This is a genomic window from Azospirillum sp. B2RO_4 (assembly GCF_051124815.1).
GTDB lineage: Bacteria > Pseudomonadota > Alphaproteobacteria > Azospirillales > Azospirillaceae > Azospirillum.
The window spans coordinates 512505-537330 of record NZ_CP118485.1 but is presented as its reverse complement, the minus strand read 5'-3'; the positions used below and the strand labels follow the sequence as shown (position 1 = coordinate 537330).

Below are 24826 nucleotides of genomic sequence, written 5' to 3'. Positions count from 1 at the left end.
TTGGAGGTTACGATGGTTGATGTTGTTGTGGGTGGGCGCGTGCTCACCCGTCTCCGAAATCTGCCGCTCCTGGACCATACGGACAGAACAGGGTTCTGTACGGGGCAATCCAGTATTGGCGGCTTGAGCGCCTGATCAGCCTTTCCATTTGCTGATCGGCCCGCTCGGCCGCTCCGTCCCCCCGACTTCACCCTTTCCGTTCCATCATCTTGCGTCCCAGGAGACTGAGATGACCCAGAAGATTGCGCGCTTTTTCGAAGAGCAGCGCCCGCAGACCCCTTGCCTCGTCATCGACCTGGATGTCGTCGAGCAGAACTACAACGATCTGCACGACGCCCTGCCCGACGCCCGCATCTTCTATGCGGTGAAGGCGAACCCGGCCGCGGAAATCCTCAGCCTGCTGGCCCGTCTCGGCTCCGCCTTCGACTGCGCCTCGGTCCCGGAAATCCAGATGGCGCTGGCCGCCGGCGCCACCCCGGAGCGCATCTCCTTCGGCAACACCATCAAGAAGGAAAGCGACATCCGCCGCGCCTATGAGCTGGGCGTGCGCCTGTTCGCCTTCGACAGCGAGCCGGAACTGGAGAAGATCGAGCGCGCCGCCCCCGGCGCCCGTGTGTTCTGCCGCATCCTGACCTCCGGCGAGGGCGCCGAATGGCCGCTGTCGCGCAAGTTCGGCTGCGATCTGCCGATGGCGCGCGACCTGCTGCTGAAGGCCCGCGACATGGACGTGCAGCCCTATGGCGTGTCCTTCCATGTCGGCTCGCAGCAGAAGGACCTGATGCAGTGGGACCACGCCATCTTCCAGGTGGCGCAGCTGTTCCGCGAGCTTGAGGTGCTGGGCGTCGACCTGGGCATGATCAACCTGGGCGGCGGCTTCCCCACCCGCTACCGCACCGACGTGCCGGAATGCACCGCCTACGGCCAGGCGATCTTCGACTCGCTGCGCACCCACTTCGGCAATCACCTGCCGGAGACCATCGTGGAGCCGGGCCGCGGCATGGTCGGCAGCGCCGGCATCATCGAGAGCGAAGTGGTCCTGGTGTCGCGCAAGTCGGCCGAGGATGCCAAGCGCTGGGTCTATCTGGACATCGGCAAGTTCGGCGGTCTGGCCGAGACGATGGACGAGGCGATCCAGTACCCGATCGAAGTGCTGGGCGACGAGCAGGAAGACGACCGTGAGGCGGTGATCCTGGCCGGCCCGACCTGCGACAGCGCCGACGTGCTGTACGAGCGTGCCGACTACAAGATGCCGATGGGTCTGAAGGCCGGCGACCGCGTGCGCATCCACGCCACCGGCGCCTACACCACGACCTACTCGGCCGTCTGCTTCAACGGCTTCGCGCCGCTGCACCATTACTGCATCTGAGAAGCCGACGGGGCTGCGCCCTGCCCGTCTTCGCAGTTGCGTCAAGAAAAAGCCCGCCTGCCGGTTCCTCCGGCGGCGGGCTTTTCTTTCTTCGGCTGCTGCTTTTTCATGCAGCCTGATTTTTGGGCACGGCAAGCATCGGACAAAGAAAAAGGCCGCTTCCGATCAACGGAAGCGGCCTTTTCCGGTGCGTTCGCCGGCCGGCGTGCAGGCGCTCATTCGCGCCAGAACGGCTTCGACATCTCGCGCTCGGCATCCAGGCGGCTGAAGCCGATGTCCTGGAGCATACGATCGTCCAGATAACCCAGCTCGCGGCGGGTCACGATGCGCTGGCGCCACAGGCCCAGCAGGTTCGACGCCACTTCGACGACATGGGCGAAGGTGGAGGCGCTGTGGCCGGTCTCGGCCGAATGCAGAAGGGTTGCCATGATGGAGATTCCTGAGATGTCTTGTTATGGAGGGTCCGCCGGTCGGCGATCACGTCCTCCTTGTGTGGAAATATAATTATGCTTCTTCGAGCCATGTTGCCACCCCCGACGGCAACATGCCCGCTTTGCAGGCAGCGAAGAACTCGCCATGGAATGTCACCGATCTGTGGCAAAATCGTCATTGCGGATACTTACGGTTCGCTATGCTGACAATAAAGGACCCCTGCATCGGCTCCCCCTGGACAATGCCGGCCCACTTGGGCGATGTATTGTTTTACTTACTGATCAATCCTGCGGACAAGCGGACAGGCTCATGAACAGCAATCTCACCCCCGCCGGCCAAACCTTCGACGCCATCGGATTCGATGGCGACGACACGCTCTGGCACAATGAATCGCTGTTTTCGATGACGCAGGACCGCTTCCGCGCCCTGCTGGCCCATGCCGCCGACCCCACCGACCTCGACCGCCGCCTGCTGGAGGCGGAACGGGCGAACCTCCGCGTCTATGGCTACGGCATCAAGGGCTTCGTGCTGTCGATGATCGAGACGGCGATCGCCGTCACCGACGGCCATGTCCCGGCCCGCGACCTGCAGAGCCTGATCGACTTCGGCAAGGCGATGCTGGAGCATCCGGTGGAGTTGCTGCCCGGCGTGGCGGAGGTGGTGGAGACGTTGGCCGGCCGCCACCGGCTGGTCCTGATCACCAAGGGCGACCTGTTCGACCAGGAAAGCAAGATCGCACGCTCCGGCCTGTCGGAGCTGTTCCACGCGGTGGAGATCGTCAGCGAGAAGGACCCGGCCACCTACCGCCGGGTGATGGACCGCCACGGCATCGATCCGGCCCGTTTCCTGATGGTCGGCAATTCGGTACGCTCGGACATCCTGCCGGTGCTGGCCACCGGTGCCCACGCCGTCCACATCCCCTATGCCATCACCTGGGCGCATGAGGAGGCGGAGGTGCCCGACGATCATTACCGCCGGCTGGATTCGATCCGCGACCTGCCGGCGCTGCTGGCCGACTGGTGAGGAGTTCCGTCGATGACCCTGTTTCCCCTGCCCGACCTCGACGGCATCACGCCGGAGACCGGCGCCCCGGCTGCCGACCGCATCCTGGCCGGGTCACCGGTCTTCACCACCTGGAACGGCTACGAGTCGGATGACGGCAAACGGTTCGCCGGCACTTGGCGGTCGACGCCCGGCTCCTGGCGCATCGTCTATGACGAGTGGGAATATTGCGAAATTCTGGAAGGCGAGAGTGTCGTCGCCCATGACGACGGGCGCTCCTGGACCTTGAAGGCCGGGGACCGTTTCGTCATCGAACCGGGTTTCACGGGAAGCTGGACCGTAGTCGCCGTCACCACCAAACGCTATGTGGTGGTCCTGCCCTGAGCCAAGTCCTGAGCCAAACCCTCAGCCGACGATCTCGACCGAATGCTGGGCGGCGCTGTGGCCGAGGATGGTGACCGCCTTGCGGCCGATCTCCACCGCCAGCACCCCCAGCACCAGGACGGAGGCGACCAGCATCAGGCGGGCGATGTCACGCGACCAGCCGCGCTTGCGGGCATTGGCGCGGCGATGCTCGCGCAGCACCGCCCGCGCGGCGCGGCCGCTCAGGCGCGGTCCCATCCAGGAGGTGGCAGCCATCTTGCGCTCCCTCATCGTCCCGAACAAATCGATACGCTTTTATATAAAATTTTATCTTGTTCGGCAAGTCGGATTTCCGCCGCTGATGACCAGGGAGAGGCCGGAGGGGATTACTTTTTCGTTCCGCTGGCGTAATGGATCGGGTCAGTCATTCCGGCTTCGGAAAAACCCTTCAGGCGCAACAGGCAACTGTCGCAGGCGCCGCAGGACAGCCCCTCCGGCGTCGGGTCGTAGCAGGAGTGGGTGAGGCTGTAGTCGACCCCCAGCTCCAGCCCGCGGCGGACGATGGCGGCCTTGTCCATCCGCATCAGCGGCGCATGGATCTTGAACCGGCTGGTGCCCTCCACCCCGGCTTTTGTGGCGAGATTCGCCAGCGTCTCGAAGGCCGCGATGTATTCCGGGCGGCAGTCGGGATAGCCGGAGTAATCCAGCGCGTTGACGCCGATGAACAGGTCGGACGCCCCCAGCGTCTCCGCCCAGGCCAGCGCAAAGGACAGGAAGACGGTGTTGCGCGCCGGCACATAGGTGACGGGGATGCCCTCCCCCAGACCGGCCTCCAGATCGGCGGTGCTGTCATGCTTCGGCACGTCGATGGCATCGGTCAGCGCGGAGCCGCCGAAGGCGCGCAGGTCGATGTCGGCGATCACATGCCGCTCCACGCCCACCGCCGCGACCACCCGCCGCGCCGCCTCCAGTTCCACCGAATGGCGTTGGCCATAGCGGAAGCTGAGCGCGTTGACCCGATAGCCCTCGGCCTTGGCAATGGCGAGCACCGTCGTCGAATCGAGGCCGCCACTGACCAGAACCACCGCCTGCCTGGATTCGCCCAAAGCCGCCATCGCACACCTGCCTTTCAAAAGCCGACCGCCCGCCGGGCGGACTCTCTGCGACAGCTTCTGACACATCCGGCCGGCGCAGGCCAGTTCAGGACATCGCCGCCAGCATCTCGGCGACGGTCATGATGCGCGACGGCGGCAGCCGGATGGCGGCGGTACAGCCCTGCCCCGGTGCGCTGTCCAGTGTCAGCGTGCCGCCATGGGCCTCCACCAGACGCAGCGCCAGCGGCAGGCCAAGCCCGACGCCCTCATGATGGCGGGTGGCGCTCTGGTCGATCTGGGCGAACGGAGTCATCGCCTTGCCGATGTCCTCCGGCCGCATGCCGACGCCGCGGTCCTGCACCGAAAGCGCGATCCAGCCATCGGCGGCCGGTGCCGCCGTCAGGGTGACCGCATCTCCCGGATGGCTGAACTTGATGGCGTTGGACAGCAGGTTGCCCAGCGCCTGGACCAGGCGCCGTTCGTCGCCACGGATCGGCGGCAATCCGCCATCGGCCTTCACCTCGACCGTCACCTTCTGGCGGGTGGCGTGAAAGCGCATGTTTGCCACGGCCCGTTCGGCGACCGCCGACAAATCGACCGGTCCTTCGGTCAAGGACAGTCCGCCGGCATCGACGCGGGCCATGTCGAGGATGTCGTCGATGATCGCCAACAGTTGTTCGCCGGCCTGACGGATCGCGCCGACGCAATCACGCATCTGATCGTTCCGCTGCGCGTCGCCAACCGATCCCCCGGCCTGCACCTCCAGCAACTGTGAGAAGCCGATCACCGCGTTCAACGGGGTGCGAAGCTCGTGGCTCATCGCCGCGATGAAGGTGGATTTGGCTCGGTCGGCGGCCTCCGCCGCGTCCTTGGCCGCCAGCAACTCGGCCTCCGCCCGGCGGCGTTCGGTGACGTCGCGGAGAATGGCGGTGTAGAGCCGCCGCCCCTCCACCTCGCTGGCGCTGACCGACAGTTCCACGGAAAAGCGGGTGCCGTCGGCACGCTCCGCTTCCGCCGCGCGGTCGCGGGCGATCAGGGCGGTTGTCTGGCCCGGCGCGAACTCCAGCCGGACACCGCCTTCCTCGCGCAGGTCGGCCAGCGGGATCAGGCGGTCGAGCGGGCGCCACAGCAGATCCCCGGCGGCAACGCCGAACATCGCCTCCGCCGCCCGGTTGAAGCTGTGCAGCACGCCGGCCTCGTCGACGGTCAGGATCGCGTCGGCCGCGGTGTCGAGGATCGCCTCGTTGCGCGCCTCCGACAGGCGCAGGGCATTGGCGGTGTGCACATATTCGCTGACGTCGGTGATGGTGGCGATGAAGCCGCCATCCTCCAGGGGCATGCGCTGGCACAGCACGCGCCGGTCGGCGCCGGAGCCGTCGGGGTCGTGGAAGCGGAAATCGGTCGGCGCCGGATCGCCGACCGCCTCCCGCCGCCAGTCCGCCGCGACCCGCGCCCGGTCGTCGGGATGGACGGAGTCGAGCCAGCCGCTGCCGAGCAGCCGGTCGGGCTCCAGCCCGGTGATGCCGGCAAGCCGGGCATTGGCGAACAGCACCTGCCCGTCGGCGCCGGCCTGGAGGATGCCGACCGGCACCGCTTCCGCCAAGGTGCGGTAGCGCGCTTCGCTGGCGCGCAGCCGTTCCGACAGACCGATCTGGCCGCTGATGTCGCGGATGTTCAACACCAGCCCGACGATGGCCGGATCGGCCAGTTCATTGCGGGTGGTGACCTCCAGCCAATGCCAGCTGCCATCGGCATGACGGAAGCGGAAAACCGCACGGCCGCTGCTGCCGGCCGGCGCGACCGCACGCAAATGGAGCCGGCGCCGCGCCTCATCGACATCGTCGGGATGGATATGGCCGTCGAGTGACGCGCCGGTCAGCATATCCGGAGTGTAACCCAGCAGGTCGGCGACGGCCTCGCTGATCTGGAGCACACGCCCGTCGGCCGACAGGAGCGCGACGACCTCCCGGCAATCACGGAACAGGGCGCCGACAGCCGGTGCGGTCGCGCGACACTCGCCATCCTGCAAGATGATACCCCCCGAACCTGCTGCGCATGGCGGGATGGCTTCGATCCCGCCATGCAGAGTAATCAGGGGCCATTATTGGTTCATGTCAGGATTAACCCGACTCCGACCAATCGGTTTCGACTCTGAAACCGTTCTTCCGACGTCATTATCCCCGGCGCAAGGACAGGAAGGATGTCAGCGCCTCCAGCACTGCGTCGGGGGCTTCGGTCATCACCATATGGCCGGTCTGCGGCAGGACGACGACTTTTGAGTCCTTGACGCGGGCCGCCAGCGATCGCCCGGCTTTTGCCGGAGTCATCTTGTCCAGCGCCCCCAGCAGGAACAGCGCCGGGCAGCCGACCGCCGCAGCGGCATCGGCGCCTTGCCCATAGTCGTTGCAGGCGGCCAGATCGACGCCCAGCACGCCCGGACGAACCGACGCCATCAACCGGCGCCCGCCGGGGATGAGCGCCAGACCCGGCGTCGGGCAGCCACCGCCCTGGGCGCCGCCATGACCGCGCGGCCCAAAGCCCCAGCCGACCACCATATCGATGGCCGACTGTTCGCCGGCATGGGCGGCGGCCAGAAGGTCCGGGTGGACCGGCATCCGCTCCGCGATGCCCAGAAGGGCCACCGCTTCCACCCGTCCGCCATGGCGGGCGGCGGCGTCCAGCGCCACCAGCGCGCCCATGGAATGGCCGATCAGCGCTGCGCGCTCCAGCCCGGCGGCATCCAGCAGGGCGATCACCCAATCGGCGAGTGCGGTGATGCTGTCCAGCGGTTCCCCGCCGGAGCGGCCATGGCCCGGCAGGTCGACCGCCAGCACCGAGCGGCCATGGTGGGCGAGATAGCGGCTTTGCAGGCTCCACACGCTGTGGTCCATGCCGGCGCCGTGGATCAGCACGACGGCCGGCCGTGCGGGGTCGATGTCCCGGCCGCCGGTGTGGACGAAGACGGGGGTTCCGTTGACGGTCAGCTGCATGGCGCGGCCCTCAGCCCTTGGTGGCGGCGCGCAGCGCCTGCTTCAGGTCGTCGATCAGGTCTTCGCAATCCTCCAGCCCGATGGACAGGCGGATCATGTCCTCCCCCACCCCGGCGGCGGCGAGCGCCTCCGCATCGAGCTGCGCGTGGGTGGTGCTGGCGGGATGGATGACCAGCGACTTGGCGTCGCCGACATTGGCGAGGTGCGAGAACAGGGTCAGCGACTCGATGAAGCGGCGGCCAGCCTCGCGGCCTCCGTGCGCACCCGCGCGGATGCCGAAGGAGATGATGGAACCGGCGCCATGCGGCAGCAGCCGGGCGGCCAGGGCGTGGTCGGGATGGTCGACCAGTTCCGGGTAGGAAACCCAGCCGACGGCGCCCTTCTCCGCATTCAGCTCCCCTTCCAGGAAGCAGACGATCTTGCGGGTGTTGTGGATGTGCGCCTTCATCCGCAGCGGCAGCGTTTCCACGCCCTGCAGGATCTGGAAGGCGTTCATCGGGCTCATGCAGGCGCCGAAATCGCGCAGACCCTCGGCCCGGGCGCGGGCGATGAAGGCGGCCGGGCCGTATTCCTCGGCGAAATCGATGCCGTGATAGCCGGCATAGGACTCGGTCAGGGTCGGGAACTTGCCCGACGCCTCCCAGTCGAAGCGGCCGCCGTCGATCACCACGCCGCCGATGGCGGTGCCGTGCCCGCCCAGCCATTTGGTGCAGGAATGCATGACCAGATCGGCGCCATGCTCGAACGGGCGGCAGAGATACGGGGTGGTGAAGGTCGAGTCGATCAGCAGCGGGATACCGGCCTCATGGGCGATCGCCGCGACCTTCGGCACGTCCAGCACCTCCAGCCCCGGATTGCCCAGCACTTCGCCGAAGACCAGCCGGGTCTCCGGACGGATCGCCGCGCGGATTCCGTCCAGGTCGCGCGGATGGACGAAGGTCGTGGTGATGCCGAAGCGCGGCAGCGTATAGGTCAGCAGGTTGCGGCTGCCGCCATAGATCGAGGAGGAGGCGACGATGTGCCCGCCCGCCCCCATCAGCGTCATGATGGCGAGCGTCAGCGCCGCCTGTCCGCTGGCGGTGCAGACGGCGCCCACCCCGCCTTCCAGCGTCGCCAGCCGCTCTTCCAGCACCGCGACGGTGGGGTTGGAGATGCGCGAATAGATGTGGCCAGGCCGCTCCAGATTGAACAGGGCCGCCGCCTGATCGACGTCGCTGAAGACGTAGGAGGAGGTCAGGTGGATCGGAACCGCCCGCGCCCCGGTCGACGGATCGGGCCTCTGTCCCGCATGCAGGCTCTGCGTATCGAACTTCAGGAACTTGGCGCCGGCCATGCTCCTCCCTCCCCTTGATGTTGGAAGAGGGCCGCCAACGACGAGCGGCCCTCTCTGCTTTTCAGCTTTTTATTTGCCAGCCCTGTTCAACCCGCATTCCAGCGGCATCGACGGTGCGGAAGCGTATGGAGACATGACGCGCGCGTCAAGGCGGTTGGGAGAGGTGGCGCGTAGGGGTGGTGCCGTAGCGTATCCTTCAGGCCGCCACCCCCACCATCGTCTCCTCCGCCAGCCAGTCCACCACACGCCGCAGCGCCTCGTCCTCGTCGGCGCCGTCGGCGAGCGCCGCCTGGAAGATCTCGATCTGCCGATGGGCGCTGGTGCCGCGCTTGACGATCTCGCGCGCCCGTTCAACCTCGACGGTGCAGCCGAAATGCTCGGCATCCTCGCGGGTCAGGTCGATGATCTCATCCAGCAGGTCGGCATAGGGCACGATGCGGCCCTGCCCGAAATCGACCAGCCCGCTGTCCAGGCCATAGCGCTGGGCGCGCCAGCGGTTTTCCTCGATCAGCATGTTCTTGTAGGGCCGCCAGGTGACGTTGCGCGCCTTCAGCCGCCACAGCATGCGCAGCAGGCAGCGATACAGCGCCGCCACCGTCACCGCGTCGTCCAGCCGGGTGCAGATGTCGGTGATGCGCATCTCCAGCGTCGGGAAGCGCGAGGACGGGCGGATGTCCCACCACAGCTTGCTGGCATCCTCGATCACCCCGGCATTTACCAGCACGGCGACATGGCTCTGATACTCGCCGAAGCTCTGGAAACCGGCGGGCATGCCGGTGCGCGGCAGTTCGTGCCAGACGCTGAGCCGGTAGGAGCGGCGCTCCATGTCGCGCCCGCGCCAGAAGGGCGAGGAGGTCGACAGCGCCAGCAGATGCGGCAGGAAATAGCGGACCTGGTTCATCAGGTCGATGCGCAGGTCGTCATCCTCGATCCCGACATGGACATGCATGCCGCAGATCATCAGCCGACGGGCCGGCGCTCCCAGGTCGCGGGCCAGCATGTTGTAGCGGTCGCGGTTGGTGTGCTTCTGCGGCTCCCACGCGGCGAAGGGATGGGTGGAGGCGGCGATCGGCGCCAGCCCATAGCGGTCGGCCACCCCGGCCACGGTGGCACGCAGTGCCGCCAATTCGGTCCGCGCTTCGACCAGCGATTTGCAGACCGGTGTTCCCACCTCGATCTGGCAGCGCAGGAATTCCGGGTGGATGCGGCCGGGCGCCTGCTCCTGACAGGCTTCCAGCATCTCGTCCGGCGGGCTGGGTACGATGTCGCGCGTGCCGCGGTCGACCAGCAGATATTCCTCCTCCAGGCCGAGGGTGAAGGACGGTTCGGTCGCGGCGCTTTTCATGGGCACGGCGCTTTCCATTCGGTGTTCAGGCTCGCGGATAATGGTGGATGGTCGCCAGCGACGGCAGGGGCAGCAGCGGTTCCAGCGCATCGCCGATCACCTGCGCCCACAGTTCGGCGCCCTCAGGCGTTGCGATCAGGTCCTGCCTCACCTCCAGCAGGACGTTGGGGTAGCCGGCGGGCGTCGCGTGGGTCTCCACCGTGCCGCCCAGCGTGCCGCGGCCGGAATAGGGCTGGTTGTCGCCGACGCACCAGCGGCCATCGGCCTTCAGCGCCTCGATCAGCGGCACAGGCAGGCGCGGATCGTTGTCCCACAGCACGCCGATGTGCCAGGGCCGCGCCACACCGCGCATCGCCGGGGTGAAGCTGTGGACCGACACCATCACCGGCACCTGTCCGCGGGCGCGAATCGTCGAGACGGCCGCCGCCACCGCAGTGTGATAGGGCTTGAACAGCGCCTCCACCCGCTGGGCCTGGGCCTCGGCATCCAGCGCGCGATTGCCGGGGATCACCACGTCATCGCTGACCACGGGAATCGCGGTGGGGTCATCCAGAGCGCGATTCGGGTCGATCACCAGACGGGAGAAGCCGGACAGCACCGCGGTGGCGCCGAAACGGTCGGCCAGCCGCCGCGTCACCTCCGCCGCGCCGATATCGTAGGCGATGTGGCGGCAGAGCTGCTCCTCCGGCAGGCCGAGATCGCCGAGTGAAACGGGAATCGCTCGCGACGCATGGTCGCACACCAGCAGCAGCGGACTGCGGGCGTCCGGGTTCAGGGTGGTCGCCGGCGGCGGATCGTTCGGGCCCAGCAGGGGCGCTGCCGCACGGGGCGCCGGTGCGGGAGCGGTGACGGGCCGGCGATGTTCGGAAGGTGATGAGGCCATATGCCACACTAACGCAACCGCCGCGCCGGGCGGAAGCGCGGCCGATGGTGGTAGCCCGAACGGCAAGCTGGTACGCTCCGACTCCCTCTCCGCGCGAACCCACCCGGAAGACGCCCCGCATGCTCCGCCTGCTCACCCTCTGCCTTGCCGTGATGGCGCTGCTCAGCGCTTGCGGACCCGTTTACGAGACGCAATACAGCCTGATCCCGCCGTCGTCGGCGGAAGGCCGGCTCTGCGTCAACCAGTGTCAGCAGAACCGCAATTTCTGCCGCCAGAATTGCGGAATGTCGCAGCAGGCCTGCGTGAACGAGGCGCGGACCCGCGCACTATACGAATATCAGGCCTATGTGAACCGCCAGCAGGCGGAGAAGAAGCCGATCAAGAGATCGGTGAGCGACTTCGACCGTTCCTATTCCTGCGGCAACAGCAGCTGCGAAGCGCGGTGCGAGGCGGATTATCGCGACTGCTTCGGCGGAAGCTGCGGCGGGCAGGTGATCGCCAAGCGCGTCTGCACCGCCTTCTGCGACCAGGAGAAGCCGGCCCCCGCCCCCGCAGCCGCGCCGATGCTGAGCCCCATCCCACCGGGCGCTTCCCCGGCCCCCATGGCACCCGCCCCCAATGCCGGCTATCAGGCCGGTGCCTCGCTGTGCCAGCCCGGCATGCGGGTGGAGGTTCAATGGAAGGGCGACTGGTACCCGGCGACGGTGAAGGACAAGCCGCGCAAGGACGGCCGCTGCCCGGTCCATTACGACGAATACAGCGCCGAAGACGACGAGGCGGTGTCGCTTCGCCGCATCCGGCCGCGCTGATCCCCTCCCCACCTGACAGCCTGCGGAGGAGTCGACGGGGCGCACGGCAGCCATGACTTGCGTCCCGCTGGCCCGGCGACGGAGCGGCGGATATAAGCGGATCATGCCAGACGCAATCGCCCTTCCCGCCGACCATCTGTACCGGACGCAGCGCATCGCCCTGATCGCGCTGCTGGTCGGCGCCCTGGGCATCGCCTTCGCGCCCATCTTCGTCCGCCTGTCGGAGGTCGGTCCGGTCGCAACCGGCTTCTGGCGCACGGCGTTGGCGACGCCGGTCCTGGCTCTGTGGATGGGCAGCGAGTCGCGGCGGCCGGGCGGACGGGCCAGCCGTCGCCCCTCCTCGCTCTCCGATTATGGCCGCCTGTCGCTGGCCGGGCTGTTCTTCGCCGGCGATCTCGCGATCTGGCACACATCGATCCGCTACACCTCGGTCGCCAACTCCACCCTGCTGGCGAACTTCGCCCCGCTGTTCGTTGCACCGGCCGCATGGTTCCTGTTCAAGGAGCGGATCACCGGCCGGTTCGTGCTTGGAATGCTGCTGGCGCTGGCCGGCGCCGTCGTGCTGATGGGCCAGAGCTTCCGGCTCAGCCCCGAACACCTGTTCGGCGACGCGCTGGGCCTGCTGACTGCCGCCTTCTATGCCGGCTATATTCTGTCGGTCGGGCGCCTGCGCGCCGAATTCTCCACCGCGACCATCATGACCTGGAGCGGGGCCATCACCGCCATCGTGCTGCTGCCGCTCGGCCTGTCCGACGGCGAGGCGATGCTGCCGGCGACCGCCGCCGGATGGGCCGTCCTGGCCGGCCTCGCCCTGTTCAGCCATGCCGGCGGCCAGAGCCTGATCGCCTACGCCCTCGCCCACTTGCCGGCATCCTTCTCGTCGGTCAGCCTGCTGCTGCAACCGGCAGCGGCAGCGATCCTCGCCTGGATCCTGCTGAACGAACCTTTGGGACCCTTGCAGGCCATCGGCGCTGCGGTGATCCTGGTGGGCATCCTGATGGCCCGCCGCGGCAGCCGCTGAGACACCGTCTTCGCGTCGTCGCCTCTCAGTTTTTCCGTCCCGCGGGCAAGGCGCCGCAGCGTGGCTGTGCCCCATTGACCGCACCCGCGAGGACCGTTACCGGTATGACCATCCATCGATGAACCGTCTTCCGATCAAAGGGGAACAACCTGTGCCCGGCACCGACGACAGCGCTCACGTCCCCTCCTCCTCGCAGCGTATTTCGGAGTGGGTGGCCCAACAGCTTCTCGACCGCATCGCGCGTGGTGAGCTGGTGCCGGGAGAGCGCCTGCCGGGCGAACGCCAACTGGCCGAACAGCTGCATGTCAGCCGGGTATCCGTCCGCGCCGCCCTGCAGAAGTTGAAGACCCAGGGCTTCCTCACCGCGGTCCAGGGCGGCGGCACCCGCGTGGTGTCGTCGGCCGGCGTAATGGACGGCGCCCTGACCACCATGGTGCGCAGCACCCACCAGAATCTGTGCGACCTCGTCGAAATTCGCATGGCGCTGGAAAGCTGGGCGGCCCGCCGCGCCGCCGAGCGCGCGACGCAGGAGCAGATCGACACCATCGGCCGCATCCTGGCGGCGATGAGCGAGACCAACCGGGACGGCGGCCGTGCAGCCGATGACATGGATTTCCACGTCGCCGTCGCCCAGGCGTCCGGCAGCCCGGTCTATCTTCACCTGCTGTCGACCATCCGCGACATCCTCGGCAACATGGTCGAGATGAAGCACACCGAGCCCTTCATGGAAAACCATGAGGCGCTGATGATCGAGCATCACCGCGCCATCCACCAGGCCATCGCCCGGCGCGACCCCGACGCTGCGGCCAACGCCGTCACCGCGCATCTCGGTTGGATTCTCGCGCGCTACCGCACCATGACCGATGAACCGGCAGTTCAGGCCAACAGCCCGCCCGCCCCCGACGCCGCGGGTGCCTGATCATCGACCTTCGACCCCGCTGACGAAAAAGGCCGCAGCCTCCCGACGGAAACTGCGGCCTTCTTCACATCAGAACGGCGGCGATCCTCAACTGGCGAGGATCGACTCGATCTGCTTGGTCACCTCATCGATGTCGGCCATGCCGTCCACCACCTTCAGCACGCCGCGGCCCTGATAATAGGGCAGGATCGGCGCCGTTTGCTGATGGTACTGGGCCAGACGGGTGGTCACCGTCTCCGCATTGTCGTCGGCGCGCCGCTTGAATTCAGTGCTGCCGCAGACATCGCAGACGCCCTCGACCTTCGGCTTCTCGAAGCTGTCGTGATAGCCCTTGCCGCACTTGGCGCAGGTGTAACGGCCGGTGATGCGTTCCACCAGCACGTCGTCGACCACCCGCATCTCGATCACATGGTCGAGCTTCAGGCCCTTCTCGTCGAGCATCTTATCGAGCGCCTCGGCCTGGGCCACGGTGCGCGGGAAACCGTCGAGGATGAAGCCATTCTTCACGTCCGGCTTCGAAATGCGCTCGGCGATCATGCTGACCATCAGCTCGTCCGGCATCAGCTTGCCGGCGGCCATGATCTCCTTCGCCTGCTGCCCGAGCGGCCCGCCTTCCGCCACCATGGCGCGGAGCATGTCGCCGGTCGACAACTGCACCAGACCACGAGTGTCTTCCAGACGGCGCGCCTGGGTCCCCTTCCCGGCGCCCGGCGGACCGAGCAGTATGAGGTTCATTACTTTCTCCCCCGAAGCTTAGATTTCTTGATCAATCCCTCATACTGGTGAGCCAGCAGGTGGGAATGAATCTGCGCGACCGTGTCCATCGTGACGGTGACCACGATCAGCAGGCTGGTGCCGCCAAAATAAAACGGAACCGAGTGCTGGGATATCAGGATTTCGGGGAGGAGACAAACCGCCACAAGGTAGGCGGAGCCGATGACCGTCAGCCGCGTCAGCACATAGTCGATGTGGTCGGCGGTGTTCTTGCCCGGACGGATGCCCGGGATGAAGCCGCCGTACTTGCGCAGATTGTCGGCCGTCTCCGTCGGGTTGAAGACGATGGCGGTGTAGAAGAAGCAGAAGAACACGATCAGCGAGGCGTACAGCAGCATATAGAGCGGCGTACCGTGCGCGACGTAGCGCGAAACCGCCTGCAGCCACTCCGGCCCCTCGCCGCCGGCGAAGCCCACCGCGGTCAGCGGCAGCAGCAGCAGCGACGACGCGAAGATGGGCGGAATGACGCCGGCCGTGTTCATCTTCAGCGGCAGGTGCGACGCTTCGCCGCCGAACACCCGGTTGCCGACCTGTCGCTTCGGGTACTGCACGAGCAGACGGCGCTGGGCGCGCTCCATAAAGACGATGAAGAACACGACGCCCACCGCCATCAGCAGCATCAGGATGATGAAGACGGTGGACAACGCGCCCTGGCGGCCGAGTTCCAGCGTATTGACCAGCGCGCGCGGCAGTTCCGCGACGATGCCGGCGAAGATGATCAGCGAGGTGCCGTTGCCGATGCCGCGGGCGGTGATCTGCTCGCCCAGCCACATCAGGAACATGGTGCCGCCGACCAGCGTGATGACCGTGGCGACGCGGAAGAACAGGCCTGGGTCCATCACCGCCGCACCGGTCGAGCCGCGCATCGACTCGAGACCGACCGCGAGTCCATAGGCCTGGACCGTGGCAAGCGCCACCGTGCCGAATCGGGTGTACTGGTTGAGCTTCTTGCGCCCGGCCTCGCCTTCCTTCTTCATCGCCTCCATCTGCGGCGACACGGCGGTCAGCAGCTGCACGATAATCGACGCCGAGATGTACGGCATGATGTTGAGCGCGAAGATGGTCATGCGGTGCAGCGCGCCGCCGGCCAGCATGTCGAACATGCCGAGAATGCCGCTGCCCTGCTGCTTGAACACGTCCTGCAGGATGTGCGGATCGATGCCCGGAATCGGAATGTATGTGCCCAGCCGGTAGACGATCAGGGCCGCCAAGGTGAACCAAATCCGCTTTTTCAGCTCGGTCGCCTTGGAGAAAGCCCCGAAATTGATGTTGGCGGCAAGCTGCTCGGCCGCTGATGCCATGGTCCAATCCCTGTCCCGTAAGCGCGAACGGGGCGGCACTGCATGACGCAGGCCGCCCCTCGCGACTTCGCTTTTTGTAGTGCCACGAAAGCCCGCGCGCAAGCACGGGCTTGTCGCGGAACTTTACTCGGCGGCTTCGGCGGCGGGAGCGGTCAGCGTGACGCTGCCACCCGCCTTCTCGACGGCCTCGATCGCCGACTTGGACGCGCCGGCGACCGTGAAGGAAACCTTCGTGGTCAGCTCGCCCTTGCCCAGCAGACGGACACCGTCCTTCTTCACCTTGCCGGTGACGCCAGCGGCGTTGAGCGCCGCGGCATCGATGGTCTCGGCGGCGTTCAGCTTGCCCAGGTCGATGGCCTTCTGGACCATGCCCAGGTTAACCACCGAGTATTCCTTGGCGAAGATGTTCCGGAAACCGCGCTTCGGCAGGCGGCGGTGCAGAGGCATCTGCCCGCCTTCGAAGCCGTTGATCGCCACGCCGGTGCGCGAGGTCTGACCCTTCACGCCGCGGCCAGCGGTCTTGCCCTTGCCCGAACCGATACCGCGACCGACGCGCATGCGCGCCTTGCGGGCACCGGCGTTGTCACGCAGGTCATTAAGCTTGGTCATGATCTCAGCCCTCGTTCTCGACGCGGACCAGGTGCGCGACCTTGGCGATCATGCCCCGCACGGCCGGAGTGTCCTCCAGCTCGCGGGTCCGGTGCAGCTTGTTGAGACCCAGACCGACCAGCGTCTCGCGCTGGTCGTGCTTGCGGCCGATCGGGCTGCCGATCTGGGTCACGACGACGGTCTTCTTCTCCGCCATGATCAGGCCTCCTGTCCGGCGCCGGCCTCGCGACGGCCGAGGATGTCGCTCACGCGACGACCGCGACGCGCCGCGACGGACCGCGGGCTGGTGACCTGGGTCAGGGCGTCGAAGGTCGCCTTGATCATGTTGTGCGGGTTCGACGTGCCGATCGACTTGGTCACGACGTCAGCGACGCCGAGAGCCTCGAAGATCGCGCGCATCGGACCACCGGCGATGATGCCGGTACCGGCCGGAGCGGCCCGCAGCACGACCTTGCCGGCACCGAAGTGGCCGTTGGTGTCATGATGCAGCGTGCGGCCTTCGCGCAGCGGGACGCGGATCATGCCGCGCTTGGCCTGATCGGTCGCCTTGCGGATGGCTTCCGGGACCTCGCGGGCCTTGCCCGAGCCGACGCCGACCCGACCCTTGCCGTCGCCAACGACGACCAGAGCGGCGAAGCCGAAGCGACGACCACCCTTGACCACCTTGGCGACGCGGTTGATGCCGACGAGCTTTTCGATCAGCTCGCTTTCTTCCCGCTCGCGCGGCTGCCGGTCGCGGTTATCCCGCTCCCCACGTTCACGTGCCATATCCGGGCCTCCTTAGAACGACAGCCCGCCCTCACGGGCGGCGTCGGCCAGGGCCTTGACCCGGCCATGGTAAATGTAACCACCGCGGTCGAACACGACCTCGGTAATCCCAGCGGCCTTGGCGCGCTCGGCGATCAGCTCGCCGATGCGCTTGGCAGCATCGACGTTGCCGCCGTGCTTGAGCTGCTCGCGCAGCTCCTTCTCGAGCGACGAGGCGGACGCGAGCGTCTTGCCGTTTTCGTCGTCGATGATCTGGGCGTAGATGTGCAGATTGGACCGGAAGACCGAGAGGCGAACGCGCCCGCCGGCCTTCTTGGCAATCTGCGCGCGCACGCGCTGCTTGCGGCGCTCGTGGAGTTGCTTTGGCTTCAGCATGGCGGTTACTTCTTCTTACCTTCCTTGCGCAGGACGGTTTCGGTCTCGTACTTGATGCCCTTGCCCTTGTAGGGCTCCGGCTTCTTCCAACCGCGGATCTCGGCGGCAACCTGGCCGACCTTGTGCTTGTCGTAGCCGCTGACCGAGATGGCCGTCGGCTTGTCGCACTTGATCGTGATGCCTTCCGGGATCGGGTACTTCACGTCGTGCGAGAAGCCGAGCTGCATGACCAGCTCCTTGCCCTGCACGGCCGCGCGGTAACCGACGCCGTTGATTTCCAGGTTGATCGTGAAGCCCTGGCTGACACCGGTGACCATGTTGTTGATCAGGGTGCGCGAGGTCGCCCACATGACGCGGGCGCGCTTGCTGTCGTTTGCCGGCTTCACCACCACCTTGCCGTCTTCCAGCGAGGCGGTGATGTCGTCGATCAGGGTCATGCTGAGTTGCCCCAGCTTGCCCTTGGCCGTGACCTGCTGACCGTCGACCTTCACGTCGACGCCAGCCGGGACCGGCACGGGATGCTTGCCAATGCGCGACATCTGCCAATCCCCCTTAGAACACGCGGCAGAGGACTTCGCCGCCGACGTTGGCGGAGCGGGCCTCGTTGTCCGACATCACGCCGCGCGGGGTCGACAGGATCGACAGACCCAGCCCGTTGTAAACGCGGGGCAGGTCGGCGATCTTCGAATACACGCGACGGCCGGGCTTGGACACACGGGCGATCTGCTTAATGACAGGCTCGCCTTCGTGGTACTTCAGCTCGATCTTCAGGTTCTTGACGCCCGGACGCAGTTCTTCCTCGGACCAGCCGCGGATGAAGCCTTCACGCTTCAGAACTTCCAGGACGTTGACGCGCAGCTTAGACGCCGGGGAAACCACAACGGACATGCGGGCGTGCTGACCGTTGCGGATGCGGGTCAGCATATCGCCGAGCGGATCGCTCAAAGACATTCTCGGACCCTCCTTACCAGCTCGACTTCGTCATGCCCGGAATCTGGCCGGTCGAGGCCAGTTCGCGGAGCGTGACGCGGGACAGCTTGAACTTGCGATAGAACGCGCGCGGACGCCCGGTCATTTCGCAGCGGTTCCGGATGCGCACCTTCGAGGAGTTGCGCGGCAGTTCGGCCAGCTTGAGGCGGGCAGCGAATTGCTCTTCCGGCGGGAGGGTCTTGTCGTTCGCGATTGCCTTCAGGCGCGCACGCTTGTTCGCGTACTGCTTGGCCAGCTTGGCGCGACGCTTGTTCTTTTCGATGGCACTGGTCTTAGCCATGGTCGTGCTCCAGCCTCAGCTCACGAACGGCATGTCGAAGCCCTTCAGGAGAGCCTTGGCTTCCTGGTCGGTCTTCGCCGAAGTGACGATGATGATGTCCATGCCGCGGATTTGATCGATCTTGTCGTAATCGATCTCCGGGAAAATGATCTGCTCCTTGACGCCCATGGCGTAGTTGCCACGGCCGTCAAAGCTGTCACCCGGAATACCGCGGAAGTCACGGACGCGCGGCAACGCAATCGTCACCAGGCGATCCAGGAACTCGTACATGCGGTCGCGACGGAGCGTGACCTTGCAGCCGATCGCCATGCCTTCGCGCAGCTTGAACTGGGCGATCGACTTGCGCGACTTGGTCACCACCGGCTTCTGACCGGTGATGGCGGCCATCTCGGCCACGGCGAGCTGGATCTTCTTGGAGTCGGCGACAGCCTCGCCGACACCCATGTTGACCACGATCTTCTCGATCCGCGGAACTTCCAGGTCGTTCTTGTAGCCGAATTCCGACTTCAGAGCGGCGCGGATCTTGGAATCGTAAACTTCTTTCAGACGTGCGGTCATGCCCGGGTCCTCACAGGTCAATGACTTCGCCGGACCGCTTGGCGACACGCACCTTGCGGCCATCCTCAAGGATCTTGAAACCGACGCGGGTCGGCTTGCCATCCTTGGGATCGACGTGAGCGAGGTTGGAGACGTTGATCGGCGCCTCCATCTCGATGATGCCACCCTGCGAGCGGGCGCTGGCACGCTGGTGCTTCTTCACCACGTTCACGCCCTGCACAACGGCACGGTTCTCCTTCGGGAAAACCTTCAACACCTCGCCGGTCTTGCCCTTGTCACGGCCGGTCAGGACAACGACCTTGTCCTTGGTCTTGATCTTGGCGGCCATTACAGCACCTCCGGCGCCAGCGAGATGATCTTCATGAACTTCTTGCCGCGCAGCTCACGAGTGACCGGCCCGAAGATACGGGTGCCGATCGGCTCGCCCTGCTTGTTGATCAGCACGGCAGCATTCCGGTCGAAACGGATCGCCGACCCGTCCTCCCGACGCAGTTCCTTCGCGGTGCGGACGATGACGGCGCGATGCACGTCGCCCTTCTTGACGCGGCCCTTCGGAATGGCCTCCTTGACCGAGACGACGATGACGTCGCCCACGGTCGCGACCTTCCGCTTGGACCCGCCAAGCACCTTGATGCACTGCACCCGGCGCGCCCCGCTGTTATCGGCGACTTCCAGGTTGGTTTGCATCTGGATCATTGTTTACGACCTTTCGTTATCACGCGGCGCCGCTGTCGGCGGCGGATTCCGTCACGACCGTCCAACGCTTGGACTTCGAGATCGGGCGGCATTCGATGATCGAAACGGTATCGCCGACCTTGAACAGGTTGCCCTCGTCGTGGGCGGCGTACTTCTTCGACTGACGAATGAACTTCTTATACACGGGGTGCATGACACGGCGCTCGACAAGAACCGTAACGGTCTTGTCGCACTTGTCGCTGACCACCGTGCCCTGCAGAACGCGGCGAGGCATGGATGATCCCCCTTACTTGCCGGCGTCGGCGGAGCGGGCACGCTCGCCGAGGATGGTCTTGATGCGGGCGATGTCGCGGCGCACCGTGTTCACCCGCGCGGTGTTCTCCAGCTGGCCGGAAGCCTTCTGGAAACGCAGGTTGAACTGCTCCTTCTTGAGCTGGAGGAGCTGATCGTTCAGCTCATCCGCGCTCTTCGTACGAATGTCTACGGCCTTCATGCCGCGGTCTCCTCGACACCGCCCAGGCGGGTCACCAGCTTCACCTTGATCGGCAGCTTCGCGGCCGCCAGAGCGAAGGCGGTTTTTGCCACATCTGCCGGCACGCCGTCCAGTTCAAACAGGATGCGGCCGGGCTTCACGCGAGCCGCCCAGTACTCCGGCGAACCCTTACCGGAACCCATGCGGACTTCGGCGGGCTTGGTGGAGACGGGGAGGTCCGGGAAAATGCGGATCCAGACGCGGCCCTGACGCTTCATCGCGCGGGTGATCGCGCGGCGGGCCGCTTCGATCTGCCGGGCGGTGATACGCTCCGGCTCCAGGGCCTTGAGGCCGAAGGAGCCGAAATTCAGGGCGGTGCCGCCCTTGGCGTTGCCGTGGATGCGGCCCTTGTGGGCCTTACGGAATTTCGTGCGCTTGGGAGAAAGCATCGCTCGGCCCCTTTACTCGCGTTCGGAGCGCTCGGAGCGCTCGCGACGGTCGCGACGATCATGCCGATCGCGGCGCGGCTCGCCGTCGGTCGACACCGGCTCGGAACCCATGCGCTTGTCCTGCGCCATCGGGTCGTGAGCCATGACCTCGCCCTTGAACACCCACACCTTGACACCGCAGGTGCCGTAGGTGGTCTTGGCGGTGCCCACACCGTAGTCGATGTCGGCGCGCAGGGTGTGCAGCGGAACGCGGCCTTCGCGGTACCACTCCATGCGGGCGATTTCCGCACCGCCGAGACGGCCCGAGCAGTTGATCCGGATGCCCTGGGCGCCCAGACGCATGGCGGACTGCACGGCGCGCTTCATGGCGCGACGAAATGCCACGCGGCGCTCGAGCTGGCTGGCGATGTTCTCAGCGATGAGGCGAGCGTCGATTTCCGGCTTGCGGATCTCGACGATGTTCAGGCTCACCTCGCTGCCGGTCATCTTCGACAGCTCAAGACGCAGCTTCTCGATGTCCGCGCCCTTCTTGCCGATCACCACGCCCGGACGGGCCGAGTGGATGGTGATGCGAGCCTTCTTGGCCGGACGTTCGATGACGACGCGCGAGCAGCCGGCCTGCTGCAGGCGACCCTGCAGATAGCCGCGCAGCTTCAGGTCCTGGTGCAGCAGGTTGGCGTAGTCGCGCTTGGCGAACCAACGGCTGTCCCAGGTCCGGTTGATGCCGAGGCGCAGCCCGATCGGATTGATTTTCTGACCCATTACTCGGCCCCCTCGGCAACGGCGGCGTCACGCTCGCGGACGATGATCGTCAGGTTGCTGAACAGCTTCTCGACCCGGGCGCCACGACCGCGGGCACGGGCGTGGAAGCGCTTCATCACCAGAGCGCGACCGACCGTCGCCGACGACACGTACAGACGGTCGACGTCGAGCTGGTGGTTGTTCTCGGCGTTCGCGATCGCGGCCTGCAGGACCTTCTTCACCTCGCCGGCGATGCGGCGCTTGGAGAAGGTCAGCTCGGCCACGGCACGGCTGGCATCCATGTTCCGGATGAGCTGGGCGACGAGGTTGAGCTTCCGCGGGCTGGTGCGGATCATCGGATTGCGGGCCAGAGCCTCGTTCTCCGCGACCCGGCTGGGGTTGGCAGACTTGCCCATGGCTTACTTCCTCTTCGCCTTCTTGTCCGCCGCGTGGCCATAGAAGGTCCGCGTCGGAGCGAACTCGCCGAACTTGTGACCGATCATGTGCTCGGTAACCAGAACCGGCAGGAACTTGTGGCCGTTGTAGACGCCGAACGTCAGACCGACGAACTGCGGCAGGATGGTCGAACGACGCGACCAGATCTTGATGATCTCGTTGCGGCCCGAAGCCCGGCTCTTGTCCGCCTTCTTCAGCAGATAGCCGTCGACGAACGGGCCCTTCCAAACGGAGCGTGCCATCGTTCGACCTCCTTACTTCGAATGACGGCGGCGCAGGATCAGGCCATCCGTCTTCTTGTTGTGACGAGTCTTCTTGCCCTTGGTCGGCTTGCCCCACGGCGTGACCGGATGACGGCCGCCCGAGGTGCGACCCTCACCACCACCGTGCGGGTGGTCGATCGGGTTCATGGCGACGCCACGGACCGACGGACGCTTGCCCAGCCAGCGGTTGCGGCCGGCCTTGCCCAGGTTGGTGTTCATCTGGTCCGGGTTGGACACGGCACCGAGGGTGGCCATGCACTCGCCACGAACCATGCGCAGCTCACCGGACGGCAGCTTCAGCTGGGCGTAGCCGCCGTCGCGGCCGACCAGCTGCAGGTAGGTGCCGGCGGAACGAGCCACCTGACCACCCTTGCCGGCCTTCAGCTCGACGTTGTGCACAATCGAACCGACCGGGATGTTCTTCAGCGGCATCGCGTTGCCGGGCTTCACGTCGACGCGCTCGCCGGAGATCACGGTGTCGCCGACCTTCAGGCGCTGCGGCGCCAGGATGTAGGACAGGGTCCCATCCTGGTACTTGATCAGCGCGATGAAGGCCGTGCGGTTCGGATCATATTCGAGCCGCTCGACGGTGGCAGGAACGTCGAACTTGCGACGCTTGAAGTCCACCAGACGGTAGGTGCGCTTGTGACCGCCACCCATCCGGCGCGCGGTGATGCGGCCGGTGTTGTTGCGTCCACCAGACTTGGTCAGGCCCTCGGTGAGGGTCTTGACCGGCTTGCCCTTCCACAGCTCCGAGCGGTCAACGATGACCAGCTGGCGGAGCGACGGCGTAATCGGGCGGTATTGCTTCAGAGCCATCGGATCACACTCCCGCTCAGATGCCCGTGGTCACGTCGATCTTGTTACCCTCGGCGAGGGTGACGACGGCCTTCTTGAAGTCCGAGCGACGGCCGATGGTGCCGCGGAACCGCTTGGTCTTGCCCTTGGAAACCAGGGTGTTGACCGCGGTCACCTTGACGTTGAAGAGACCTTCAACGGCGGCCTTGATCTCCGGCTTGGAGGCCGTGAGCGGCACGCGGAACGTGACCTGGTTATGCTCCGACACCAACGTCGACTTCTCGGTGATGACGGGAGCGAGGATCAGGTCGTACATCCGCTCCTGGCTCACCGCAGGTTTCGACTGCTTGCTCATTTCAGGCGAGCCTCCAGTTGCTCGACCGCGTTGCGGGTCAGGACCAGCGTATCGCGGCGGAGAATGTCGTAGACGTTCGCACCCTGCTCCGGCAGCACGTCGATCAGCGGGATGTTGCGCGAAGCCTTGGCGAAGTTCTCGTCCAGGTTCGAGCCATCGATGATCAGCGCCGAAGTCAGGCCGAGGGTGGCGAGACGGGCCGCCAGTTCCTTGGTCTTGTGCGTCTCGGCGGCCGCAGCCTCCAGGACGATCAGCTTGCCCTCGGCGGCCTTGGCCGACAGGGCGGTCTTGAGCGCCAGCTTGCGGACCTTCTTGGTCAGCTCATGGGCGTGCGAACGCACGACCGGGCCGAAGATCGTCGCACCGCCGCGGAACTGCGGCGAACGGATGGAGCCCTGACGAGCGCGACCGGTGCCCTTCTGCGAGTAGGGCTTCTTGGTCGTGCCGCTGATCTCGCTGATGCCCTTGGTCTTGTGGTTACCGGAGCGGCGCTTGGCCAGCTGCCAGTTGACCATGCGGGCCAGGAGGTCGGTGCGGGTCGGCAGGCCGAACACGGCGTCCGACAGCTCGATCTCGCCGACGGCTTCGTTGTTCAGGTTCTTGATCGTGGCCTTCATGGCGCTCACTCCTGCGTCTCGGCCGGGGCTTCCGCCGCCGGAGCAGACTTGATGCCGGCCGGGAAGGGCAGGCCTTCCGGAGCCTTCTTCTTGACGGCGTCACGGATGCGCAGCCAACCGCCTTCGGCGCCGGGGACGGCACCCTTGAGCATGATCAGACCACGGGCTTCGTCGACGGCAACGACCTGCAGGTTCAGGACCGTGACCCGCTCGTCACCGAGATGACCGGCCATCTTCTTGTTCTTGAAGACCTTGCCGGGGTCCTGACGGTTACCCGTCGAACCGTGCGAACGGTGCGACACCGACACGCCGTGCGTGGCGCGCAGACCACCGAAGTTCCAGCGCTTCATCGCACCGGCAAAGCCCTTGCCGATGGAGGTGCCGGTGACGTCGACGTACTGGCCGGCGACGAAGTGGGCGGCCGACAGCTCGGCACCGACCTCGATCAGGGCATCGGCATCGACGCGGAACTCGACCAGCTTGCGCTTCGGTTCCACGCGCGCCTTGGCGAAATGCCCACGCTCAGGCTTGTTGACGTTCTTGACCTTGATGGCGCCCGCGCCGAGCTGGACGGCGGTGTAGCCATCCTTCTCCTCGGTGCGAACGGCGACGACCTGGCAGCTGTCGACTTTCAGCACAGTGACCGGAACATGCTGGCCGTCGTCCGTAAAGACGCGGGTCATGCCGACCTTCTGCGCGATCAAACCGGATCGCATTGTTCTTTATCTCCTGACCAGGGACATCCGCTTACCGGAGAGGTCCCTTAC

At 66.1% G+C, this 24826-nt stretch carries 36 protein-coding genes; 6 read left to right on the top strand and 30 right to left on the bottom strand.

All coding sequences use genetic code 11. The features are described from left to right. Positions 1–229 precede the first annotated feature (229 nt). Entirely contained in the window at positions 230–1366 is a 1137-nt protein-coding gene (locus PWS46_RS02455) for a type III PLP-dependent enzyme (RefSeq protein WP_434617573.1), read from the top strand. A 215-nt stretch (positions 1367–1581) separates the two neighbouring features. On the opposite strand, the gene PWS46_RS02450 is transcribed toward PWS46_RS02455, so the two are convergent. Beyond that, the gene (locus PWS46_RS02450) at positions 1582–1794 is read right to left on the bottom strand and encodes a DUF1127 domain-containing protein (protein ID WP_434617570.1); all 213 of its coding nucleotides are present in this window, start codon (positions 1792–1794) and stop codon (positions 1582–1584) included. A gap of 313 nt (positions 1795–2107) precedes the next feature. Here PWS46_RS02450 and PWS46_RS02445 point away from each other — a divergent pair, with 313 nt between their 5' ends. Both PWS46_RS02445 and PWS46_RS02440 read left to right on the top strand, forming a co-directional pair. Further along, positions 2108–2821: an HAD family hydrolase gene (locus PWS46_RS02445; protein WP_434617567.1), complete on the top strand. Its 714-nt coding sequence runs from the start codon at positions 2108–2110 to the stop codon at positions 2819–2821. Between the two features lie 12 nt (positions 2822–2833). Then, positions 2834–3184 (top strand): cupin domain-containing protein, encoded by a 351-nt coding sequence (locus tag PWS46_RS02440; RefSeq protein ID WP_434617564.1) that lies wholly within the window; start codon positions 2834–2836, stop codon positions 3182–3184. A gap of 21 nt (positions 3185–3205) precedes the next feature. Here PWS46_RS02440 and PWS46_RS02435 read toward each other — a convergent pair whose 3' ends face one another. From PWS46_RS02435 to PWS46_RS02405, 7 genes are all read right to left on the bottom strand, one after another. Next, a complete protein-coding gene (locus PWS46_RS02435; RefSeq protein ID WP_434617561.1) occupies positions 3206–3439 on the bottom strand; it encodes a hypothetical protein in 234 nt (77 codons plus the stop codon). Positions 3440–3549: 110 nt separating this feature from the next. Then, positions 3550–4278, bottom strand: a complete 729-nt coding sequence (gene queC, locus PWS46_RS02430) for a 7-cyano-7-deazaguanine synthase QueC (RefSeq protein WP_434617558.1) — start codon at positions 4276–4278, stop codon at positions 3550–3552. A gap of 85 nt (positions 4279–4363) precedes the next feature. Then, positions 4364–6286: a PAS domain S-box protein gene (locus PWS46_RS02425; RefSeq protein WP_434617555.1), complete on the bottom strand. Its 1923-nt coding sequence runs from the start codon at positions 6284–6286 to the stop codon at positions 4364–4366. Positions 6287–6431: 145 nt separating this feature from the next. Next, on the bottom strand, positions 6432–7247 hold the full coding sequence (locus PWS46_RS02420) for an alpha/beta fold hydrolase (protein ID WP_434617552.1): 816 nt from the start codon (positions 7245–7247) through the stop codon (positions 6432–6434). Positions 7248–7257: 10 nt separating this feature from the next. Then, complete coding sequence (locus PWS46_RS02415) at positions 7258–8580, bottom strand: O-acetylhomoserine aminocarboxypropyltransferase (RefSeq protein ID WP_434617549.1); 1323 nt, start codon at positions 8578–8580, stop codon at positions 7258–7260. Between the two features lie 196 nt (positions 8581–8776). Next, entirely contained in the window at positions 8777–9925 is a 1149-nt protein-coding gene (locus tag PWS46_RS02410; RefSeq protein ID WP_434619874.1) for a carboxylate-amine ligase, read from the bottom strand. A 25-nt stretch (positions 9926–9950) separates the two neighbouring features. Next, positions 9951–10808 (bottom strand): N-formylglutamate amidohydrolase, encoded by an 858-nt coding sequence (locus PWS46_RS02405; RefSeq protein ID WP_434617546.1) that lies wholly within the window; start codon positions 10806–10808, stop codon positions 9951–9953. Between the two features lie 119 nt (positions 10809–10927). On the opposite strand from PWS46_RS02405, the gene PWS46_RS02400 reads away from it, so the two are divergent. The 3 genes from PWS46_RS02400 (at position 10928) to PWS46_RS02390 (ending at position 13557) form a co-directional block, all read left to right on the top strand. Next, the gene (locus tag PWS46_RS02400) at positions 10928–11617 is read left to right on the top strand and encodes a hypothetical protein (protein ID WP_434617543.1); all 690 of its coding nucleotides are present in this window, start codon (positions 10928–10930) and stop codon (positions 11615–11617) included. A gap of 103 nt (positions 11618–11720) precedes the next feature. After that, positions 11721–12638 (top strand): DMT family transporter, encoded by a 918-nt coding sequence (locus PWS46_RS02395; protein ID WP_434617540.1) that lies wholly within the window; start codon positions 11721–11723, stop codon positions 12636–12638. 151 nt (positions 12639–12789) lie between these two features. Further along, positions 12790–13557 (top strand): FadR/GntR family transcriptional regulator, encoded by a 768-nt coding sequence (locus tag PWS46_RS02390; RefSeq protein ID WP_434617537.1) that lies wholly within the window; start codon positions 12790–12792, stop codon positions 13555–13557. Positions 13558–13644: 87 nt separating this feature from the next. Here PWS46_RS02390 and PWS46_RS02385 read toward each other — a convergent pair whose 3' ends face one another. The 22 genes from PWS46_RS02385 to rplC all read right to left on the bottom strand — a co-directional run bounded on the left by PWS46_RS02385 (position 13645) and on the right by rplC (position 24775). Beyond that, a complete protein-coding gene (locus PWS46_RS02385) occupies positions 13645–14292 on the bottom strand; it encodes an adenylate kinase (RefSeq protein ID WP_434617534.1) in 648 nt (215 codons plus the stop codon). Next, positions 14292–15632 carry a preprotein translocase subunit SecY gene (gene secY / locus PWS46_RS02380; RefSeq protein ID WP_434617531.1) on the bottom strand — a complete coding sequence of 447 codons (1341 nt, stop codon included), beginning with the start codon at positions 15630–15632 and terminating at the stop codon, positions 14292–14294. Before secY ends, PWS46_RS02385 begins: the two co-directional genes overlap by 1 nt. A 123-nt stretch (positions 15633–15755) precedes the next feature. Then, the gene (gene rplO, locus PWS46_RS02375; RefSeq protein ID WP_434617528.1) at positions 15756–16241 is read right to left on the bottom strand and encodes a 50S ribosomal protein L15; all 486 of its coding nucleotides are present in this window, start codon (positions 16239–16241) and stop codon (positions 15756–15758) included. 4 nt (positions 16242–16245) lie between these two features. Further along, positions 16246–16437, bottom strand: coding sequence for a 50S ribosomal protein L30 (gene rpmD, locus PWS46_RS02370; protein ID WP_014246903.1), 192 nt, complete (start codon positions 16435–16437; stop codon positions 16246–16248). Positions 16438–16439: 2 nt separating this feature from the next. Beyond that, the gene (gene rpsE, locus PWS46_RS02365; protein WP_014246902.1) at positions 16440–17009 is read right to left on the bottom strand and encodes a 30S ribosomal protein S5; all 570 of its coding nucleotides are present in this window, start codon (positions 17007–17009) and stop codon (positions 16440–16442) included. Positions 17010–17021: 12 nt separating this feature from the next. Beyond that, positions 17022–17384: a 50S ribosomal protein L18 gene (rplR, locus tag PWS46_RS02360; RefSeq protein WP_014246901.1), complete on the bottom strand. Its 363-nt coding sequence runs from the start codon at positions 17382–17384 to the stop codon at positions 17022–17024. A gap of 5 nt (positions 17385–17389) precedes the next feature. Next, on the bottom strand, positions 17390–17923 hold the full coding sequence (rplF, locus tag PWS46_RS02355) for a 50S ribosomal protein L6 (RefSeq protein ID WP_149197555.1): 534 nt from the start codon (positions 17921–17923) through the stop codon (positions 17390–17392). Between the two features lie 13 nt (positions 17924–17936). Next, positions 17937–18335 carry a 30S ribosomal protein S8 gene (gene rpsH / locus PWS46_RS02350; protein WP_085088120.1) on the bottom strand — a complete coding sequence of 133 codons (399 nt, stop codon included), beginning with the start codon at positions 18333–18335 and terminating at the stop codon, positions 17937–17939. A 13-nt stretch (positions 18336–18348) separates the two neighbouring features. Beyond that, positions 18349–18654, bottom strand: a complete 306-nt coding sequence (gene rpsN, locus PWS46_RS02345; protein WP_012973218.1) for a 30S ribosomal protein S14 — start codon at positions 18652–18654, stop codon at positions 18349–18351. Between the two features lie 15 nt (positions 18655–18669). Further along, positions 18670–19212 carry a 50S ribosomal protein L5 gene (rplE, locus tag PWS46_RS02340; RefSeq protein WP_012973217.1) on the bottom strand — a complete coding sequence of 181 codons (543 nt, stop codon included), beginning with the start codon at positions 19210–19212 and terminating at the stop codon, positions 18670–18672. A gap of 10 nt (positions 19213–19222) precedes the next feature. Continuing rightward, entirely contained in the window at positions 19223–19540 is a 318-nt protein-coding gene (gene rplX / locus PWS46_RS02335) for a 50S ribosomal protein L24 (RefSeq protein WP_014246896.1), read from the bottom strand. After that, positions 19540–19908, bottom strand: a complete 369-nt coding sequence (rplN, locus tag PWS46_RS02330; RefSeq protein WP_012973215.1) for a 50S ribosomal protein L14 — start codon at positions 19906–19908, stop codon at positions 19540–19542. The genes rplX and rplN overlap by 1 nt, the downstream gene beginning before the upstream one ends. 19 nt (positions 19909–19927) lie before the next feature. Continuing rightward, the gene (gene rpsQ / locus PWS46_RS02325; RefSeq protein ID WP_014246895.1) at positions 19928–20182 is read right to left on the bottom strand and encodes a 30S ribosomal protein S17; all 255 of its coding nucleotides are present in this window, start codon (positions 20180–20182) and stop codon (positions 19928–19930) included. Positions 20183–20194: 12 nt separating this feature from the next. Then, complete coding sequence (gene rpmC, locus PWS46_RS02320) at positions 20195–20401, bottom strand: 50S ribosomal protein L29 (RefSeq protein ID WP_012973213.1); 207 nt, start codon at positions 20399–20401, stop codon at positions 20195–20197. Further along, positions 20398–20829 (bottom strand): 50S ribosomal protein L16, encoded by a 432-nt coding sequence (gene rplP / locus PWS46_RS02315; protein ID WP_014246894.1) that lies wholly within the window; start codon positions 20827–20829, stop codon positions 20398–20400. The genes rpmC and rplP overlap by 4 nt, the downstream gene beginning before the upstream one ends. A gap of 12 nt (positions 20830–20841) precedes the next feature. Continuing rightward, positions 20842–21591, bottom strand: coding sequence for a 30S ribosomal protein S3 (gene rpsC / locus PWS46_RS02310; RefSeq protein WP_085088119.1), 750 nt, complete (start codon positions 21589–21591; stop codon positions 20842–20844). Further along, positions 21591–21986: a 50S ribosomal protein L22 gene (gene rplV, locus PWS46_RS02305; RefSeq protein ID WP_012973210.1), complete on the bottom strand. Its 396-nt coding sequence runs from the start codon at positions 21984–21986 to the stop codon at positions 21591–21593. Before rplV ends, rpsC begins: the two co-directional genes overlap by 1 nt. A gap of 3 nt (positions 21987–21989) precedes the next feature. Continuing rightward, a complete protein-coding gene (rpsS, locus tag PWS46_RS02300) occupies positions 21990–22268 on the bottom strand; it encodes a 30S ribosomal protein S19 (protein WP_012973209.1) in 279 nt (92 codons plus the stop codon). A gap of 12 nt (positions 22269–22280) precedes the next feature. After that, positions 22281–23108: a 50S ribosomal protein L2 gene (gene rplB / locus PWS46_RS02295; RefSeq protein WP_012973208.1), complete on the bottom strand. Its 828-nt coding sequence runs from the start codon at positions 23106–23108 to the stop codon at positions 22281–22283. 16 nt (positions 23109–23124) lie between these two features. After that, entirely contained in the window at positions 23125–23442 is a 318-nt protein-coding gene (locus PWS46_RS02290) for a 50S ribosomal protein L23 (RefSeq protein ID WP_012973207.1), read from the bottom strand. Next, a complete protein-coding gene (gene rplD / locus PWS46_RS02285) occupies positions 23439–24059 on the bottom strand; it encodes a 50S ribosomal protein L4 (protein WP_063633868.1) in 621 nt (206 codons plus the stop codon). The genes PWS46_RS02290 and rplD overlap by 4 nt, the downstream gene beginning before the upstream one ends. Before the next feature lie 5 nt (positions 24060–24064). Further along, a complete protein-coding gene (gene rplC / locus PWS46_RS02280) occupies positions 24065–24775 on the bottom strand; it encodes a 50S ribosomal protein L3 (RefSeq protein WP_044549480.1) in 711 nt (236 codons plus the stop codon). Positions 24776–24826 lie beyond the last annotated feature (51 nt).